17 protein-coding genes are annotated in these 16,383 nt (G+C 63.2%); 8 read left to right on the forward strand and 9 right to left on the reverse strand.

All coding sequences use genetic code 11. The features are described from left to right. Positions 1-4: 4 nt before the first annotated feature. Genes rodA through N436_RS08605 form a run of 6 tightly spaced genes read right to left on the reverse strand, consistent with a single transcriptional unit; the run spans position 5 to position 5,926 of the window. Positions 5-1,108, reverse strand: a complete 1,104-nt coding sequence (rodA, locus tag N436_RS08580; RefSeq protein WP_042131952.1) for a rod shape-determining protein RodA — start codon at positions 1,106-1,108, stop codon at positions 5-7. Positions 1,109-1,146: 38 nt separating this feature from the next. Further along, on the reverse strand, positions 1,147-3,036 hold the full coding sequence (gene mrdA / locus N436_RS08585) for a penicillin-binding protein 2 (RefSeq protein ID WP_016712188.1): 1,890 nt from the start codon (positions 3,034-3,036) through the stop codon (positions 1,147-1,149). Positions 3,037-3,052: 16 nt separating this feature from the next. After that, positions 3,053-3,520 carry a 23S rRNA (pseudouridine(1915)-N(3))-methyltransferase RlmH gene (gene rlmH, locus N436_RS08590; protein WP_003249722.1) on the reverse strand — a complete coding sequence of 156 codons (468 nt, stop codon included), beginning with the start codon at positions 3,518-3,520 and terminating at the stop codon, positions 3,053-3,055. A gap of 10 nt (positions 3,521-3,530) precedes the next feature. Further along, the gene (gene rsfS, locus N436_RS08595) at positions 3,531-3,950 is read right to left on the reverse strand and encodes a ribosome silencing factor (protein WP_016712189.1); all 420 of its coding nucleotides are present in this window, start codon (positions 3,948-3,950) and stop codon (positions 3,531-3,533) included. Between the two features lie 43 nt (positions 3,951-3,993). Next, positions 3,994-4,686, reverse strand: a complete 693-nt coding sequence (gene nadD, locus N436_RS08600) for a nicotinate-nucleotide adenylyltransferase (protein WP_110740805.1) — start codon at positions 4,684-4,686, stop codon at positions 3,994-3,996. After that, positions 4,655-5,926 carry a glutamate-5-semialdehyde dehydrogenase gene (locus tag N436_RS08605; protein ID WP_060498520.1) on the reverse strand — a complete coding sequence of 424 codons (1,272 nt, stop codon included), beginning with the start codon at positions 5,924-5,926 and terminating at the stop codon, positions 4,655-4,657. Before N436_RS08605 ends, nadD begins: the two co-directional genes overlap by 32 nt. A 306-nt stretch (positions 5,927-6,232) precedes the next feature. Here N436_RS08605 and N436_RS08610 point away from each other — a divergent pair, with 306 nt between their 5' ends. Together N436_RS08610 and N436_RS08615 are read left to right on the forward strand one after the other, a co-directional pair. Continuing rightward, positions 6,233-6,901: a DNA-3-methyladenine glycosylase gene (locus N436_RS08610; RefSeq protein WP_104833882.1), complete on the forward strand. Its 669-nt coding sequence runs from the start codon at positions 6,233-6,235 to the stop codon at positions 6,899-6,901. A gap of 2 nt (positions 6,902-6,903) precedes the next feature. After that, entirely contained in the window at positions 6,904-8,220 is a 1,317-nt protein-coding gene (locus N436_RS08615) for a bifunctional DedA family/phosphatase PAP2 family protein (protein WP_110740806.1), read from the forward strand. Between the two features lie 14 nt (positions 8,221-8,234). Here the strand turns inward: N436_RS08615 and N436_RS08620 are convergent, their stop codons facing one another. From N436_RS08620 to N436_RS08630, 3 genes are read right to left on the reverse strand one after another with little or no spacing between them, the layout of a single operon-like run. Next, positions 8,235-8,825, reverse strand: coding sequence for an LON peptidase substrate-binding domain-containing protein (locus N436_RS08620; protein ID WP_016712194.1), 591 nt, complete (start codon positions 8,823-8,825; stop codon positions 8,235-8,237). Between the two features lie 9 nt (positions 8,826-8,834). Continuing rightward, positions 8,835-9,551: an LrgB family protein gene (locus tag N436_RS08625; protein WP_105946273.1), complete on the reverse strand. Its 717-nt coding sequence runs from the start codon at positions 9,549-9,551 to the stop codon at positions 8,835-8,837. Continuing rightward, positions 9,548-9,910 carry a CidA/LrgA family protein gene (locus N436_RS08630; protein ID WP_060498529.1) on the reverse strand — a complete coding sequence of 121 codons (363 nt, stop codon included), beginning with the start codon at positions 9,908-9,910 and terminating at the stop codon, positions 9,548-9,550. Before N436_RS08630 ends, N436_RS08625 begins: the two co-directional genes overlap by 4 nt. A 143-nt stretch (positions 9,911-10,053) precedes the next feature. On the opposite strand from N436_RS08630, the gene N436_RS08635 reads away from it, so the two are divergent. From N436_RS08635 to purH, 6 genes are all read left to right on the forward strand, one after another. After that, entirely contained in the window at positions 10,054-10,509 is a 456-nt protein-coding gene (locus tag N436_RS08635) for a MaoC family dehydratase (RefSeq protein ID WP_016712197.1), read from the forward strand. Between the two features lie 202 nt (positions 10,510-10,711). After that, on the forward strand, positions 10,712-11,590 hold the full coding sequence (gene prmA, locus N436_RS08640; protein WP_105946274.1) for a 50S ribosomal protein L11 methyltransferase: 879 nt from the start codon (positions 10,712-10,714) through the stop codon (positions 11,588-11,590). A 42-nt stretch (positions 11,591-11,632) separates the two neighbouring features. Continuing rightward, positions 11,633-12,985 (forward strand): DUF3426 domain-containing protein, encoded by a 1,353-nt coding sequence (locus N436_RS08645; protein WP_110740807.1) that lies wholly within the window; start codon positions 11,633-11,635, stop codon positions 12,983-12,985. 244 nt (positions 12,986-13,229) lie between these two features. Continuing rightward, a complete protein-coding gene (gene dusB / locus N436_RS08655) occupies positions 13,230-14,243 on the forward strand; it encodes a tRNA dihydrouridine synthase DusB (protein WP_016712200.1) in 1,014 nt (337 codons plus the stop codon). Next, complete coding sequence (gene fis / locus N436_RS08660) at positions 14,240-14,560, forward strand: DNA-binding transcriptional regulator Fis (RefSeq protein ID WP_019099786.1); 321 nt, start codon at positions 14,240-14,242, stop codon at positions 14,558-14,560. Before dusB ends, fis begins: the two co-directional genes overlap by 4 nt. 81 nt (positions 14,561-14,641) lie before the next feature. Beyond that, a complete protein-coding gene (gene purH / locus N436_RS08665) occupies positions 14,642-16,249 on the forward strand; it encodes a bifunctional phosphoribosylaminoimidazolecarboxamide formyltransferase/IMP cyclohydrolase (RefSeq protein ID WP_110740808.1) in 1,608 nt (535 codons plus the stop codon). Positions 16,250-16,383 lie beyond the last annotated feature (134 nt).

Below are 16,383 nucleotides of genomic sequence, written 5' to 3' on the forward strand. Positions count from 1 at the left end.
TTATTCAAACCTGTGCGATCCATTTGCGGTGCGTGTGGATCGACATCAGAACGCCAAACGCTGACAGCAGCGTCACCAACGATGTTCCGCCATAGCTGATAAACGGCAGCGGCACGCCCACCACGGGGAGAAGGCCGCTGACCATTCCGATATTGACGAACACGTATACAAAAAAGGTCATGGTCAGGCTGCCCGCGAGCAGCTTGCCGAACAGGGTCTGCGCCTGGGCTGTGATCATCAGGCCACGGCCGATCAGCAACAGATAGACAATCAGCAACAGGCAGATGCCGACCAGGCCGAATTCCTCGCCCAGTACGGCGATGATGAAGTCGGTGTGGCTTTCGGGCAAAAAGTCCAGGTGCGACTGGGTACCGAGCAGCCAGCCCTTGCCAAATACCCCGCCCGAGCCGATTGCGGCCTTGGACTGGATGATGTTCCAGCCCGTGCCCAACGGGTCGCTTTCCGGGTCGAGGAAGGTCAGTACGCGCTGCTTCTGGTAGTCGTGCATCACGAAGAACCACATCGCCACCGCCACCGGCACTGCCGCTGCCAGCACGCTGAGGATCCAGCGCCAGCGCAGGCCACCCATGAACAGCACGAAGGCACCGGAGGCAAGGATGAGCAGCGCCGTGCCCAGGTCGGGCTGGCGTACGATCAATATGAACGGCACGCCAATCAGCACAAGGCTGATGGCCACGTGCTTCAAATGCGGTGGCAAGGTGCGCTTGGACAGGTACCAGGCGATGGTCGCCGGCATGATGATTTTCATGAATTCCGAGGGCTGGAAGCGGATCACCCCGGGGATGTTGATCCAGCGCGTGGCGCCCATGGCGTTGTGGCCCATCACGTCCACCACCACCAGCAACAGCACACCGGTCAGGTAGGCCAGCGGCACCCAACGGGCCATGAAGCGTGGCTCGAGCTGGGCGATGACGAACATCGACACCAGGCCGATGCCGAACGAGGTGGCCTGCTTGAGCAGCAAGTCCCAGTTCTTGCCACTGGCCGAATACAGTACGAACAGGCTACCGGCCGCAAGGGTCAGCAGAATGACCAGCAAGGGGCCATCGACATGAATGCGCTGCAGAAAGCTGGCGCGCCGACGCATCACATCCTCGCTGGAGAGCATGCGATCGAAATTGTTCATCACAGGGCCGATTCCTGGGTCACGGTGGCAGGCGCGAACTCGGGCTTGAGCCGGCCGTTTTCGTCGAGCAGCCAGGCGTCCATGATCTGGCGTACCACGGGGGCAGCAACACCAGAGCCGGACTCACCGTTCTCGACCATCACCGAGACCACGATTTTCGGGTCATCGGCCGGGGCAAAGGCGACGAACAGGGCGTGGTCGCGGTGGCGCTCCTGGAGCTTGTTGCGGTCGTACTTCTCACCCTGCTTGATCGCCACCACCTGGGCGGTACCGCTCTTGCCGGCAATGCGGTACTGGGCGCCGGCTGCCGCCTTGCGCGCGGTACCGCGGGCGTTGTGCATCACCTGCTCCATGCCGTGGGTGACCTTGGCCCAGTCGGACTTGTCACGCAGCACGATGTTGTCCATGGGGTTTTCGTCCACCGGCGGCTGGCCTTCGATGGTCTTGGCCAGGTGCGGGCGGTTCCACACGCCCTTGTTGGCGATCAATGCCGTGGCCTGGGCCAGTTGCAGTGGTGTGGCCTGCATGTAGCCCTGGCCGATGCCGAGAATCAGGGTCTCACCCGGGAACCAGGCCTGGCGGCGCGTGGCACGCTTCCATTCACGCGATGGCATCAACCCGGCAGACTCCTCGAACATGTCGAGGGAAACCCGCTGGCCGATACCAAACTTGTTCATGTAGCTGGACAGCCGATCGATGCCCATCTTGTGCGCAAGGTCATAGAAGTAGGTGTCGTTGGACCGCATGATCGCGGTGTCCAGATCGACCCAGCCGTCGCCGGAGCGGTTCCAGTTACGGTATTTGTGGTCATAGTTGGGCAACTGGTAGTAGCCCGGGTCGAACACCCGGCTGCTGGCGTTGACCACCCCACTGTCCAGGCCGGCAATCGCCACGGCCGGCTTGATGGTCGAACCCGGCGGGTACAGGCCACGCAGCACGCGGTTGAACAGCGGCCGGTCTATCGAGTCGCGCAGTTCGGCATAGGCCTTGAAGCTGATGCCCGTCACGAACAGGTTGGGGTCGAAACTTGGCTGGCTAACCATCGCCAGCACCTCGCCAGTACGCGGGTCGAGCGCCACCACTGCGCCACGCCGCCCGCCCAGCGCGGCTTCGGCGGCTTCCTGCAGCTTGATGTCCAGGCTCAGTACGATGTCCTTGCCAGGTTTCGGGTCGGTGCGCTTGAGCACCCGCAGCACACGGCCACGGGCGTTGGTCTCGACTTCCTCGTAGCCGACCTGGCCGTGCAAGGCGTCTTCGTAGAAGCGCTCGATGCCGGTCTTGCCGATATGGTGGGTGCCGCTGTAGTTCACCGGGTCGAGGGTTTTCAGCTCTTTCTCGTTGATGCGCCCCACATAACCCACCGAATGAGCGAAATGCGCACCCTGCGGATAATGCCGCACCAGCTGGGCAACCACTTCCACACCTGGCAGGCGGAACTGGTTTACCGCCACCCGGGCGATCTGCTCTTCATTCAGCTCGAACAGGATCGGCACGGGCTCGAAAGGCCTACGGCCCTGACGCATGCGCTTTTCGAACAACGCGCGGTCGTCGGCAGTCAGCTCCAGCACTTCGACGATGGTATCCAGCACTTCTTGCCAGTTACCCGCACGTTCGCGGGTCATCGACAGACTGAAGCTGGGCCGGTTGTCGGCAACGATCACCCCGTTGCGGTCGAAAATCAGCCCGCGAGTCGGCGGAATCGGCTGCACATGCACCCGGTTGTTCTCCGACAGCGTCGAGTGGTAGTCGTACTGGATGATCTGCAGGTAATACAGCCGCGCGATCAGCACACAAATAAGCAGCATGATCGCCACCGCGCCGACCACGACGCGGTTGCGCACCAGGCGGGCGTCTTTCTCGTGGTCCTTGAGACGGATCGGCTGCGACATCGGACTGCTTACAGGCTCATTTGTGGTAAGGGTGCCCGGACAACACGGTCCAGGCGCGGTAGATCTGCTCGCCGATGAGTATCCTTACCAACGGGTGCGGCAGGGTCAGCGGCGACAGCGACCAGCGTTGCTCGGCGCGCGCACAGACCTCAGGCGCAAGGCCCTCCGGGCCCCCCACCATCAAATTCACCGTGCGCGCATCCAGGCGCCAGCGGTCCAGCTCGGTCGCCAGCTGCTCGGTACTCCAGGGCTTGCCATGGACCTCGAGGGTGACAATGCGTTCCCCAGGCTGCACCTTGCTCAGCATGGCTTCGCCCTCCTGACGGATCAGGCGGGCGACGTCGGCATTCTTGCCACGGGTGTTCAGCGGGATTTCCACCAGCTCCAGCGACAGCTCGGCAGGCAGGCGCTTGGCATATTCATGCCAGCCTTCCTCGACCCACTTCGGCATGCGCGAGCCGACCGCAATCAGGCGCAAACGCACAGCGCTGCCCTTATTCGCGGTCTTTGAGCTTGTCGGAGTACTCGTGAGCGTGGTCCGGGCTGTGGTGCTTGCCATCGGCAGCACGGCTTTGCTCGGCACCCTGCCACAGGCGCTCCAGGTCGTAGAACTGGCGGGCAGCGGCAGTCATCATGTGCACGATGACGTCGTTCAGGTCCAGCAGCACCCAGTCGCTGTCGCCCTTGCCTTCTTCACCCAGTGGTTGGGCGCCCTTGGCCTTCACGGCTTCGCGAACCTTTTCCAGCATCGCGTTGATCTGGCGGTTGGAGGTACCGGTGGCAATGATCATGTAGTCGGTCAGGCTGTGCTTTTCGCGCACGTCGATGACCTGGATGTCCTGGGCCTTGACGTCTTCCAGCGCTGCCTTGGTCAGGGCGACCAGTTCTTCGCCGTAAATTTTCTGCTTGGTCATATAAAACTCGTTCAACTCGTTGGATGAGGCGCCAGAGGCACCGTCAGTTGGGCGCACGATACAGTTCGTGCGCCTCGATGTAGGCCAGTACGGCGTCCGGCACCAGGAACCTCACCGATTTGCCGCTGGCCAGCAGCTGTCGGATCTGTGTAGCCGACACCGCAAGCGGCGTCTGCCAGACGAACGAAATATTTCCCGCCGGGCCGGACATGGCGGCAGGATCGCTCTCCGAGCGCGCAGCCAGCAGGTTGCGCAGCTCGTCAGGGGGTTCTACGTCGGCATCCGGGCGTTGCAGCACCAGGATGTGACAGTGTTGCAGCAGTTCTTCCCAGCGGTGCCAGGTAGGGAGGCCACAGAAGGCATCCCAGCCCAGCACCAGGAACAGCTGGTCGTTGTCGGCCAGTTCGGCGCGGATCGACTCCAGCGTATCGATGGTGTACGACGGTTTGTCACGCGCAAGCTCGCGGGCATCGACGCTCAGGCAGGCAACGCCTTGCACCGCTTCACGCACCATGGCCAGGCGATCCTCGGCGGCCACCTGCGGGGTATCGCGGTGCGGCGGCCGGGCGTTGGGCAACAGGCACAACTCGTCCAGCCCCATGAACTCGGCCACTTCCAGCGCGCTGCGCAGGTGGCCGATGTGCACGGGGTCGAAGGTGCCGCCTAGAATGCCGATGCGCCGGACTGCCTGGGCTTTGCTCAACTCAGCACGACCCCTGGCCGCGCAGCTGGCCATCGCCGATGACCACGTACTTCTCGCAGGTCAGGCCTTCCAGGCCGACCGGGCCACGGGCATGCAGCTTGTCGGTGGAAATGCCGATTTCCGCACCCAGGCCGTACTCGAAGCCGTCGGCGAAGCACGTCGGGGTGTTGAGCATGACCGACGCCGAGTCGACTTCAGCCATGAACTGGCGGGCTTCGCCCTGGTGCTCGCTGATGATCGAGTCGGTGTGGTGCGAGCCATAGTGGTTGATGTGCTCGATGGCCTGGTCCAGGCCGTCCACGACGCGGATCGACAGGATCGCGTCCAGGTACTCGGTGTGCCAGTCGTCTTCGCTGGCCGGTTTGGCTTCGATCAGCGCGCGGGTACGCTCGCAGCCACGCAACTCCACGCCCTTCTCCTGGAAGCGGCGGGCCATTTCCGGCAGGAAGCGCTCGGCCACCTGCTGGTCGACCAGCAGGGTTTCCATGGCGCCACAGATGCCATAACGGTAGGTCTTGGCGTTGAAGGCCACGTTCCAGGCCTTGTCCAGGTCGGCATGCTGGCTGACGTAGACGTGGCAGATGCCGTCCAGGTGCTTGATGACCGGCACCCGGGCATCGCGGCTGATGCGTTCGATCAGGCCACGGCCGCCGCGCGGCACGATGACGTCGACGAACTGCGGCATGCTGATCAGCGCACCCACGGCTTCACGGTCAGTGGTCTCGACCACTTGAACCACGGCTGCCGGCAGGCCGGCTTCAGCAAGGCCACGCTGGATGCAGGTGGCGATGGCGCGGTTGGAATGGATGGCTTCGGAGCCGCCGCGCAGGATGGTCGCGTTACCCGACTTCAGGCACAGGCTGGCGGCATCGATGGTCACGTTCGGGCGCGATTCGTAGATGATCCCGATCACCCCCAGCGGTGTGCGCATCTTGCCGACCTGAATGCCCGATGGGCGGTAGCTCATGTCGCGAATCGCACCGACCGGGTCCGGCAGGCTGGCCACCTGGCGCAGGCCGGTGATCATGCCGTCGATGCGTGCCGGGGTCAGCGCCAGGCGGTCGAGCAACGCCGGCTCCAGACCATTGGCGCGGCCGGCGGCCAGGTCCTGTTCGTTGGCGGCAGTCAGCTCGGCACGGGCAGCATCCAGCGCATCGGCGGCGGCTTGCAGGGCGCGGTTCTTCTGCGCGGTGCTGGCACGGCCGATCACCCGGGAAGCCTCACGGGCAGCGCGACCCAAGCGGGTCATATAGTCAAGAACGGACTCAGTCATGGGTTCGGTGTCTTGGCGAAGGGGAAATCGGCTGATTATAACTGCCGCGCAGGTGTACGCCCAGCGGCGGGTGGCGGATGGTAGAAAATGGTCGGGGGCAATGCGTAGGAAAGATGTAACCGGGGTTATCGAAAAATCAATCTCCTGTTGTGGCCCTTTCGCGGGCAAGCCCGCGCCTACAAGGATTTGCGAGCACTTGCAGGCGCGAACTTGCTCGCGAATGCAGCCACGCAACGCCCAACAGGTTCAGCCTCGATTAAGCCATTCATTGCTATCATCCCGCCTCCCCAGCCACGAACCGCCCGCATGCCAGCCCTGCCCGACAGCTTTTTCGACCGCGACGCCCAGACCCTGGCCAAAGCCCTGCTCGGCAAGGTTATCCGCCATCGCCACGGCGACCTGTGGCTTGCCGCGCGCATCATCGAGACCGAGGCTTACTACCTCGCCGACAAAGGCAGCCACGCCTCGCTCGGCTACACCGAAAAGCGCAAAGCGCTGTTCCTCGATGGCGGGCACATCTACATGTACTACGCCCGCGGCGGCGACTCGCTGAATTTCAGCGCTCACGGGCCGGGCAACGCGGTGCTGATCAAGTCCGCCTATCCTTGGCAGGATGCCCTTTCAGGCCCCAACAGCCTGGCGCAGATGCAACTGAACAACCCCGATGCCAGCGGCCAGCTGCGCCCGGATGAGCGTCTGTGCGCGGGCCAGACCCTGCTATGCCGGGCTCTGGGCCTGAAAGTGCCGCACTGGGACGCCCAGCGCTTCGACGCCGAGCGGCTGTACGTGGACGATTGCGGCAACGCCGTACCACGGGTCATCCAGGCCGCGCGCCTGGGCATCCCGCACGGGCGTGACGAACACCTGCCCTACCGTTTCGTCGATGCCGAATACGCCCGCTTCTGCACGCGGAACCCGTTACGCCGCGGCCAAGTCGAAGGCCGGGACTTCTTCATTCACGAACAAGGAAGCTGAACATGGGCCAATGGCTCGACAGCCTGACCGGCTGGCTAAGCGCCAACCCACAGTGGCTTGGCCTGGCGATTTTCCTGGTGGCCTGCATCGAATGCCTGGCCATCGCCGGCATCATCGTGCCGGGCACCGTGCTGCTGTTCGCCGTCGCGGTACTGGCCGGCAGTGGCGCCTTCAGCCTGGGGGAAACCTTGCTGCTGGGCTTTCTTGGCGGCCTTTTGGGTGATGCGCTGTCGTATACGGTGGGCAAGTACTTCCACCAGAACATCCGCCGCCTGCCCTTACTGCGCCACCACCCGGAATGGATTGGCAGCGCAGAGACCTACTTCCAGCGTTATGGCATTGCCAGCCTGCTGGTAGGCCGGTTTATCGGCCCTCTGCGACCGATGCTGCCGATGGTGGCCGGCATGTTCGACATGCCCCTGCCGCGCTTCATCGCCGTCAGCCTGGTGGCCGGCGCCGGCTGGTCGGTCGCCTACCTGCTGCCCGGTTGGGCCACTGGCGCAGCCATGCGCCTACCGCTGCCGGAAGGCTTCTGGCTGGATGCGGGCATCATCGCCGGCACCCTGGCCGTGCTGATCGGCCTTAGCCTCAACAGCAGCCTGCGTGACCAGCGCCACGGCACCCGGCTGGTTGCCGGCCTCAGTTTCATCGCCCTGGCCGGGATATTTATCGGCTGGCCTTACCTGCATGAGTTCGATCAAGGCGTGATGACACTGGTCCAGGAACACCGCAGCCAGGCCATCGATGGCACCGTGGTCCTGGTGACGCGGCTGGGTGACTTCCGTACCCAGTTCTTCCTTGGCGGGCTGCTGACAGGCCTGTTGCTGCTTGCCCGGCAGTGGCGACACGCCCTGTTCGCTGCCGGCGCCCTGATGGGCACGGCGATTGCCAACGGCACACTCAAATGGCTGTTCGCCCGGGCACGGCCAGAAGTGCTGACCGACCCGCTGACCAGCTACAGCATGCCCAGCGGGCACAGTTCGGCGTCGTTTGCGTTCTTTCTGGTGATGGCCGTGCTGGCGGGGCGTGGGCAGCCGCCGAGGATGCGCCTGACCTGGGTGATGCTGGGTTGCATTCCGGCCCTGGCGATTGCCCTGTCGCGGGTTTACCTGGGGGCTCACTGGCCGACAGACATCCTGGCCGGGGCGCTGCTGGCGTGCTGCGTGTGTGCGCTTAGCCTGACCCTGGTACAACGGCGCCAGACACTGCCAGCCTTGCCGCAGCGGGCGTGGTGGCTGGTGTTGCCGGCCTGCGTGGCGCTGCTGGCATTCTTCGCCATGCATGCGCTGCCGCAGGCTTTGCTTCGATACCAATATTGATGTAGCCAGTCCCCTCAGGCAAACAGTTCGCCCTGAATCCGCTCCAGCAGCTTCTGGATCTCCCCCAGCCGCTGCTGCGGCGAGTCAAGGGTCAGCAGATCCAGCTTGTCCTCTTCCATGAACGGCAGCAGGTACGCCAGCTGATTGGACAGCGCCTGCCGCCCGTCCACTGGCCTCGGCATGTCCAGCGCTTCGACCATCGGGTGCTCACCCAGCGCCACCAGCAGCGCCAACAGGTCGTCGTCCGCCTCCAGCAACGGGCTGTCCGCCTGCTCCGGCAACCATTGCACCTGCCCTACCAGCAACTGGTCCTTCTGCACTTCGGTGCTGTCGAGGTTGAAGCGCCGCACACCTTCGACGCGAATACCCAGCAACCCGTTGTCTTGCTGGACGAAGTCGCGGATGACCGCCTCACAGCCAATCGAGGCGACCATCGGCGGTGCCTTGCCAACCTGCTCGCCCTCAAGGATGCACACCACACCAAAACCTTCGCCCTGCTTCATGCAGCGGCTTATCATGTCCAGGTAGCGCGCCTCGAAAATCTGCAAATCGAGAAAGCAGCCAGGAAACAGCACGGTATTGAGCGGAAACAGCGGTAGCGTCATCACAAGTCCTCAAGCCACCAGGCTGACCGCCAGCGGCAGGAACACCGCCGTGGCCACGCCCATCAGGCTCATCGCCAGCGCGGCAAAGGCGCCGCATTCGTCACTTTCCTGCAGGGCCACCGAAGTGCCCACCGCGTGCGCGGTCACGCCCAGCGACATGCCTCGCGCCTCAGGGCTGTGCACCCCGAAGCGGCTCAGCAGTGCCGGACCGAAGATGGCCCCGATCACCCCGGTAATCAATACGAACACCGCAGCCAAGGCCGCCACGCCACCAATCTGTTCGGCCACCAGCATGGCGATCGGCGAGGTAACGGACTTCGGCGCCATGGTCATCAGGATCATGTGTTCGGCACCGAACCACCAGCCCAGCAACAGGCAGCACAGGGTGGCGAACAGGCCTCCGACTACCAGCGTAGTAAATGTGGGCCAGAACAGTTGGCGGATACGCCGCAGGTTGAGATAGAGCGGCACAGCCAGGGCGACGGTGGCAGGCCCCAGCAGGATGTTCATGATTTCGGTGCTTTTGCGGTACTCGCTGTAGTCGATACCGCACAGCAGCAATACGCCGATTACCAGCAACATCGAAACCAGCACCGGCTGCAGGAAGATCCAGCGGGTCTTTTCGTAGGCCGCCAGCACAACCTGGTAGGCCCCGAGCGTAATGCCGATACCGAACAACGGGTGATGGACGACTGCGTCAAGCGCGCCTTGCCAGTCGAGCATCATGGCTGCTCCTCACGTTTGCCCTGGCGCTGGATGAGCTTTTGCATCAGCACCCCGACAAACACCAGCGTCACCAGGCAGGAAATCAGCAAGGCTCCGGCAATGGCCCAGAAATCAGCGGCAATGTCCTTGGCATACACCATTACCCCTACCGCCGGCGGCACCAGCAACAGCGGCAGGTAGCGCAGCAGGCTACTGGCGGCCTCGTTCAACGGCTTGCCCACCTCACCGCGAGCCATGAGAAAGAACAACAGCAGCAACAGGCCAATAATCGGCCCCGGCAAAACCGGCACCAACAGGTGATTGATCGCCGTCCCCAGCAGCTGGAACAGCACCAGCCAGGTCAAACCACGCAACAGCATAAGCATCTCCCTCGGGCATGGTGGCCATTATAAGCACGCCCGGCTATAGACCGATATTCGCCGAAAAGCGGGCAACTTGACTGAAACGGTTAGCCGTGCTGATCTTGCACTTTCGTACCAACTGACAACCTGGAGAGTCCGCGATGCCCTATGTACCGGTTACAGAGCTTTCGCAGTACGTTGGTAAGGAACTGGGCCGCTCTGCCTGGCTCAAGATCGACCAGCAGCGCATCAACCTGTTCGCCGAGGCAACCGGCGATTTCCAGTTCATTCATGTCGACCCTGAGAAGGCGGCAAAAACACCGTTTGGTGGCACAATTGCCCACGGTTTCCTGACGTTGTCGCTGATTCCCAAGCTGATCGAGGACATCCTGGTCCTGCCGCAAGGGCTGAAGATGGTGGTGAACTATGGGCTGGACAGCGTCAGGTTCATTCAGCCGGTCAAGGTCGACAGCCAGGTGCGTTTGAAGGTGGACCTGGCCGAGGTGACCGAGAAAAAGCCGGGGCAATGGTTGCTGAAGGCGATTGCCACGCTGGAAATAGAAGGTGAAGAGAAGCCGGCTTATATAGCTGAGTCGCTCTCGCTCTGTTTCGTCTGATGCATCACGACCTCTGTGGGAGCGGGCATGCCCGCGAAGCAGGCACCGCGGTGGATGGCACGGGCTTCGCCCGTGTTCGCGGGCGCGCCCGCTCCCACAGGGTCCGTACCAGGCCTTCTCTACAAACCTTCCGTACTCGCGTAAACTGCCAGCCTTCGCGCAGCCTAGGGCTGCCCCTGTCGATTTACCAAAGGTGCCCGCCATGCCCTGGCTGCAAGTACGCCTGGCCATCAGCCCGGAACAAGCCGAAACCTACGAAGACGCCCTGCTTGAAGTAGGCGCCGTCTCGGTCACGTTCATGGACGCCGAAGATCAACCGATCTTCGAGCCAGACCTCAACACCACCCCGCTGTGGTCGCACACTCACCTGCTGGCGCTGTTCGAGGCCGATGCCGACCCTGAGCAAGTGTTCGCCCACCTGCGCCTGCTGACCGGCGCCGAGCTGCCCGAACACCAGGCCGAAGTGATCGAGGACCAGGACTGGGAACGCAGCTGGATGGACAACTTCCAGCCGATGCGTTTCGGCCAACGCCTGTGGATCGTACCAAGCTGGCACGATGCCCCGGAAAAGGACGCCGTCAACCTGCTGCTCGACCCGGGCCTGGCCTTCGGCACCGGCACCCACCCCACCACCGCCTTGTGCCTGGAGTGGCTGGATGCCCAGCAAATGGAAGGCACCCAGGTGCTGGACTTCGGCTGTGGCTCGGGCATCCTGGCCATTGCCGCGCTGCTGCTGGGCGCCCGTGAAGCAGTCGGCACCGACATCGACGTGCAGGCCATCGAAGCCTCGCGCGACAATGCCCAGCGCAACGGCATTGCCGATGAAAAGCTGGCGCTGTACCTGCCCGAGCATATGCCGGCCATGCAGGCCGACGTGCTGGTCGCCAACATCCTGGCCGGCCCGCTGGTATCGCTGGCGCCGCAGTTGTCCGGCCTGGTCCGCCCAGGTGGCCTGCTGGCCCTGTCGGGCATCCTCGCCGAGCAGGGCGAAGAGGTGGCTGCCGCCTACGCTGCCGACTTCGAGCTGGACCCGATCGTCGTACGCGACGGCTGGGTGCGCATCAGTGGTCGCCGCCGTTAAGCGGGCCTAGAATAGTCTTCTGCACAGCTCCCGGATTGCCGCATGACCGACAGTTTCGTCACCCAGTGCCCGCATTGCCAGACCAGCTTTCGCGTCACCCACCACCAGTTGAGCGTGGCTCGCGGTGTGGTGCGCTGCGGTCACTGCTTGCAGGTGTTCAATGCCGCCAAGCAGTTGCTGGAGCAGAACCGCGCCAATGCACCGGTGGCGCCTGCGCCAGTACCCGCTGTGCCGGCCGAACCGCTGATCGAACAGGCGGTCACCCCTGAGCCCGCCATCGAAGTACGCAACGATAGCCCTGACGATGCCTGGGCGCTTACCGCCCAGGCCCTGGATGAGCTTGACCTCGACAAGGAACTGGAGCGCCTGGAACGTCGTGGCCAACCGGCACCCACACGCCCGGCCAACCTGGATGGCGGGCTGCAGGCAAGGCGCGACGAGCTGCACCCGGACGAGCACGCAGACAACCTGTTCGGCACAGCCACCGACGAGCCCTTTGAACCCCAACAGCCGGCAGAAGCCGCCCCGGTGCTGTTGGAGCCGGAGCCCCTGGCGCTGGACCTGGAACCGGCACCCGGCGAGCGCACCGAACCGACCCTGGGCAGCAACCTTGACCTGGAGATCGATGACGAGCCGCCCGTCCACCGCGCGCCCGAAATCGATGAGCAGCCTGCCTTCAGCGAGCCACTGCGCGCCAGCGATGACGAAATACCGGAAAAAGGCCTGAGCGCCCGCGACGATGAGCCGCTGGCGCTGCACCTGTCGGCCCGCGACGACGAACCCGACGAGCCCCTACCCGGCGACCGCCTTGAACCAGGCCTTGCCAGTAAACCCGAGCGCCCGGCACGCAAGGAACCGCTGGTCGATGTGGTCGACGACCCGCTGCAGCTGGGCTGGGAAAAACCCGCCCCCAACTGGGGCAAGCGTTTGTTGTGGGGTTTTCTGACCTTGCTGGCTGCTGGCCTGCTGGCCTTCCAGTACGTCTGGTTCCACTTCGACGAGATGGCCCGCCAGGACCAGTACCGGCCAATCTTCCAGCAGATCTGCCCGATGGTCGGTTGCCAGGTGCCCACCCGCGTCGATATTGCACGCATCAAGAGCAGCAACCTGGTAGTGCGCAGCCACCCCGACTTCAAGGGTGCACTGATCGTCGATGCGATCATCTACAACCGCGCCCCCTTCTCCCAGCCGTTCCCGCTGCTGGAGCTGCGTTTTGCCGACCTCAATGGCCAGCTGATCGCCAGCCGTCGCTTCAAGCCCAGCGAGTACCTGTCGGGCGAATTGGCCGGGCGTGGCGACATGCCCAGCCAGACGCCGATCCATATCGCCCTGGACATCCTCGACCCGGGACCGAAGGCCGTCAACTACAGCCTGAGCTTCCGTTCTCCAGAGTAATCGCAAATCCCAGTGGGAGCGGGCATGCCCGCGAACACGGGCGAAGCCCGTGCCATACAATGCGTCGCCTGCTTCGCGGGCACGCCCGCTCCCACAGAGGGGCAGCGCCTGGCCCGCACCAAAAGTCATAAGCCGACAACTGTTCAGATTTTATCCAAATCCATCTTTATCCGGTCACCGAGAGCGGGTATCATGCCAACCCTTTTTCGAACTCCAAGATTCGGCCCCACAACAGGGATCACCTATGTCGGCGGTACGCATCGGCCAATACACACTACGTAACAACCTGATCCTCGCGCCCATGGCCGGGGTCACGGACCAGCCTTTTCGTACACTTTGCCAGCGCCTGGGCGCGGGCATGGTGGTGTCGGAAATGGTCAGCAGCGACATGAGCCTGTGGAACAGCCGCAAGTCGAGCCTGCGCCGCATCCATGAAGGTGATCCCGAGCCACGCTCGGTGCAGATCGCCGGCGGTGATGCGCAGATGATGGCAGCGGCGGCAAAGGCCAACGTCGAAGCGGGCGCCCAGATCATCGATATCAACATGGGCTGCCCGGCAAAAAAAGTCTGCAACAAAGCTGCAGGCTCTGCTTTATTGAGAGATGAAGCCTTGGTCCACGAAATCCTCCACGCCGTTGTCGGCGCCGTGGATGTTCCGGTGACCCTGAAGATCCGCACCGGTTGGGACCGGGCGAACAAGAACGGCCTGAACGTGGCGAAGATCGCCGAACAGGCCGGCATCCAGGCGCTGGCGGTGCATGGCCGCACACGCGCCGACCTGTACACCGGCGAAGCCGAATACGACACCATCGCTGCCATCAAACAGGCGGTGTCGATCCCGGTTTTTGCCAACGGCGATATCACTTCGCCAGAAAAGGCCCGGGCGGTGCTGGATGCCACCGGGGTCGACGGCCTGTTGATCGGCCGCGCCGCCCAAGGGCGGCCGTGGATCTTTCGCGAGATCGAGCATTACCTGCGCACTGGCGAACACCTGCCAGCGCCGCAGCTGGACGAAGTGGAACGCATCCTGCTGGAGCACCTGGCCGCGCTGCATGCCTTCTATGGCGATGTGATGGGCGTACGTATCGCCCGCAAGCACGTTGGCTGGTACCTGGCAACACGACCCGGCGGCAAGGAGTTTCGCTCCCGGTTCAACGCTTTGGAAGACACACAAGCGCAGTGCGCCAACGTTCGCGCGTTTTTCAGTGAACGTCGACAGAGCCTTGAGACAGAGGACGGACAAGGGGTGGCCGCATGACGATGATGACCGAGACATTTGTGAGTGGAACAACGCCCGTGAGCGACAACGCCAACCTGAAACAGCACCTCAACACGCCGAGCGAAGAGGGCCAGACCCTTCGCGACAGCGTCGAGAAGGCGCTGCACAACTACTTCGCCCACCTGGAAGGCGCGACCGTGACGGACGTGTACAACCTGGTGCTCTCCGAAGTCGAGGCGCCCCTGCTCGAATGCGTGATGAACTACGTGAAGGGCAACCAGACCAAGGCCAGCGAGATGCTCGGGCTGAACCGAGGCACCCTGCGCAAGAAGCTCAAGCAGTACGACTTGCTGTAAGCCAGAATCCCAACCAGAAAAGGCGGCTCCCTGAACAGAGGCGCCTTTTTTGCTGACTCCACCGCGTTATTGGAACCCGAAATGACCGACCAGACTACCCGCCTGCCAGTCCGCCGCGCCCTGATCAGCGTCTCCGACAAGACCGGTATCCTCGAATTCGCCCGTGAGCTGCAACAGCTCGGTGTCGAGATCCTGTCCACCGGCGGCACCTACAAGCTGCTCAAGGACAACGGCGTGAACGCGGTGGAAGTGGCCGACTACACCGGCTTCGCCGAAATGATGGATGGCCGTGTCAAGACCCTGCACCCGAAGATCCACGGCGGCATCCTCGGCCGTCGCGGCACCGACGACGCCATCATGAACGAGCACGGCATCAAGCCGATCGACCTGGTCGCGGTCAACCTGTACCCGTTCGAAGCTACCATTTCCAAGCTTGGCTGTGACCTGCCGACCGCTATCGAGAACATCGACATCGGCGGCCCGACCATGGTCCGTTCGGCTGCCAAAAACCACAAAGACGTGGCCATCGTGGTCAACGCCAGCGACTACGCCGGTATCGTCGAAGGCCTTAAAGCCGGTGGCCTGACCTACGCCCAGCGCTTCGACCTGATGCTCAAGGCGTTCGAGCACACTGCCGCCTACGACGGCATGATCGCCAACTACATGGGCACCATCAACCAGGCCAAGGACACCCTGAGCACTGAAGACCGCAGCGAATTCCCGCGCACCTTCAACAGCCAGTTCGTCAAGGCCCAGGAAATGCGTTACGGCGAGAACCCGCACCAGAGCGCGGCGTTCTACGTAGAAGCCAAGAAAGGCGAAGCCAGCATTTCCACCGCCATCCAGCTGCAAGGCAAGGAGCTGTCGTTCAACAACGTGGCCGACACCGACGCCGCGCTGGAGTGCGTGAAGAGCTTCGTCAAGCCGGCTTGCGTCATCGTCAAGCACGCCAACCCGTGCGGCGTGGCCGTTGTGCCTGAAGACGAAGGCGGCATCCGCAAGGCCTACGACCTGGCCTATGCCACCGACACCGAGTCGGCATTCGGCGGCATCATTGCCTTCAACCGCGAGCTGGACGGCGAAACCGCCAAGGCCATCGTCGACCGCCAGTTCGTCGAAGTGATCATCGCGCCGAAAATTTCCCAGGCTGCCCGTGAAGTGGTTGCCGCCAAGCAGAACGTACGCCTGCTTGAGTGCGGCGAGTGGCCTGCCGAGCGCGCTGCCGGTTGGGACTTCAAGCGCGTCAACGGTGGCCTGCTGGTGCAGAGCCGCGATATCGGCATGATCACCGCCGATGACCTGAAAATCGTCACCAAGCGCGCCCCGACCGAGCAAGAAATTCACGACCTGGTATTCGCCTGGAAAGTGGCCAAGTTCGTCAAGTCCAACGCCATCGTCTACGCCAAGCAGCGCCAGACCATCGGCGTAGGCGCTGGCCAGATGAGCCGCGTCAACTCCGCCCGCATTGCTGCAATCAAGGCCGAGCATGCTGGCCTGCAGGTGCAGGGCGCGGTCATGGCCTCGGACGCGTTCTTCCCGTTCCGTGATGGCATCGACAATGCGGCTAAAGTGGGTATCAGCGCCGTGATCCAGCCGGGTGGTTCGATGCGCGATGCCGAGGTGATTGCTGCCGCTGATGAAGCTGGCATTGCAATGGTCTTTACTGGCATGCGCCACTTCCGCCACTAATTACGCGGATCCCGAGGCGAGCCGAGGTTCTGTGGGAGCGGGCGTGCCCGCGAATACGATGGTGCATTCACCGACGCATTCGCGGGCACGCCCGCTCCCACAAGGTTCGTCACTCGCCTTGAGATCAACTGAAT

The sequence above is a fragment of the Pseudomonas sp. RV120224-01b genome, assembly GCF_003208145.1.
In the GTDB taxonomy this organism is placed as follows: domain Bacteria; phylum Pseudomonadota; class Gammaproteobacteria; order Pseudomonadales; family Pseudomonadaceae; genus Aquipseudomonas; species Aquipseudomonas monteilii.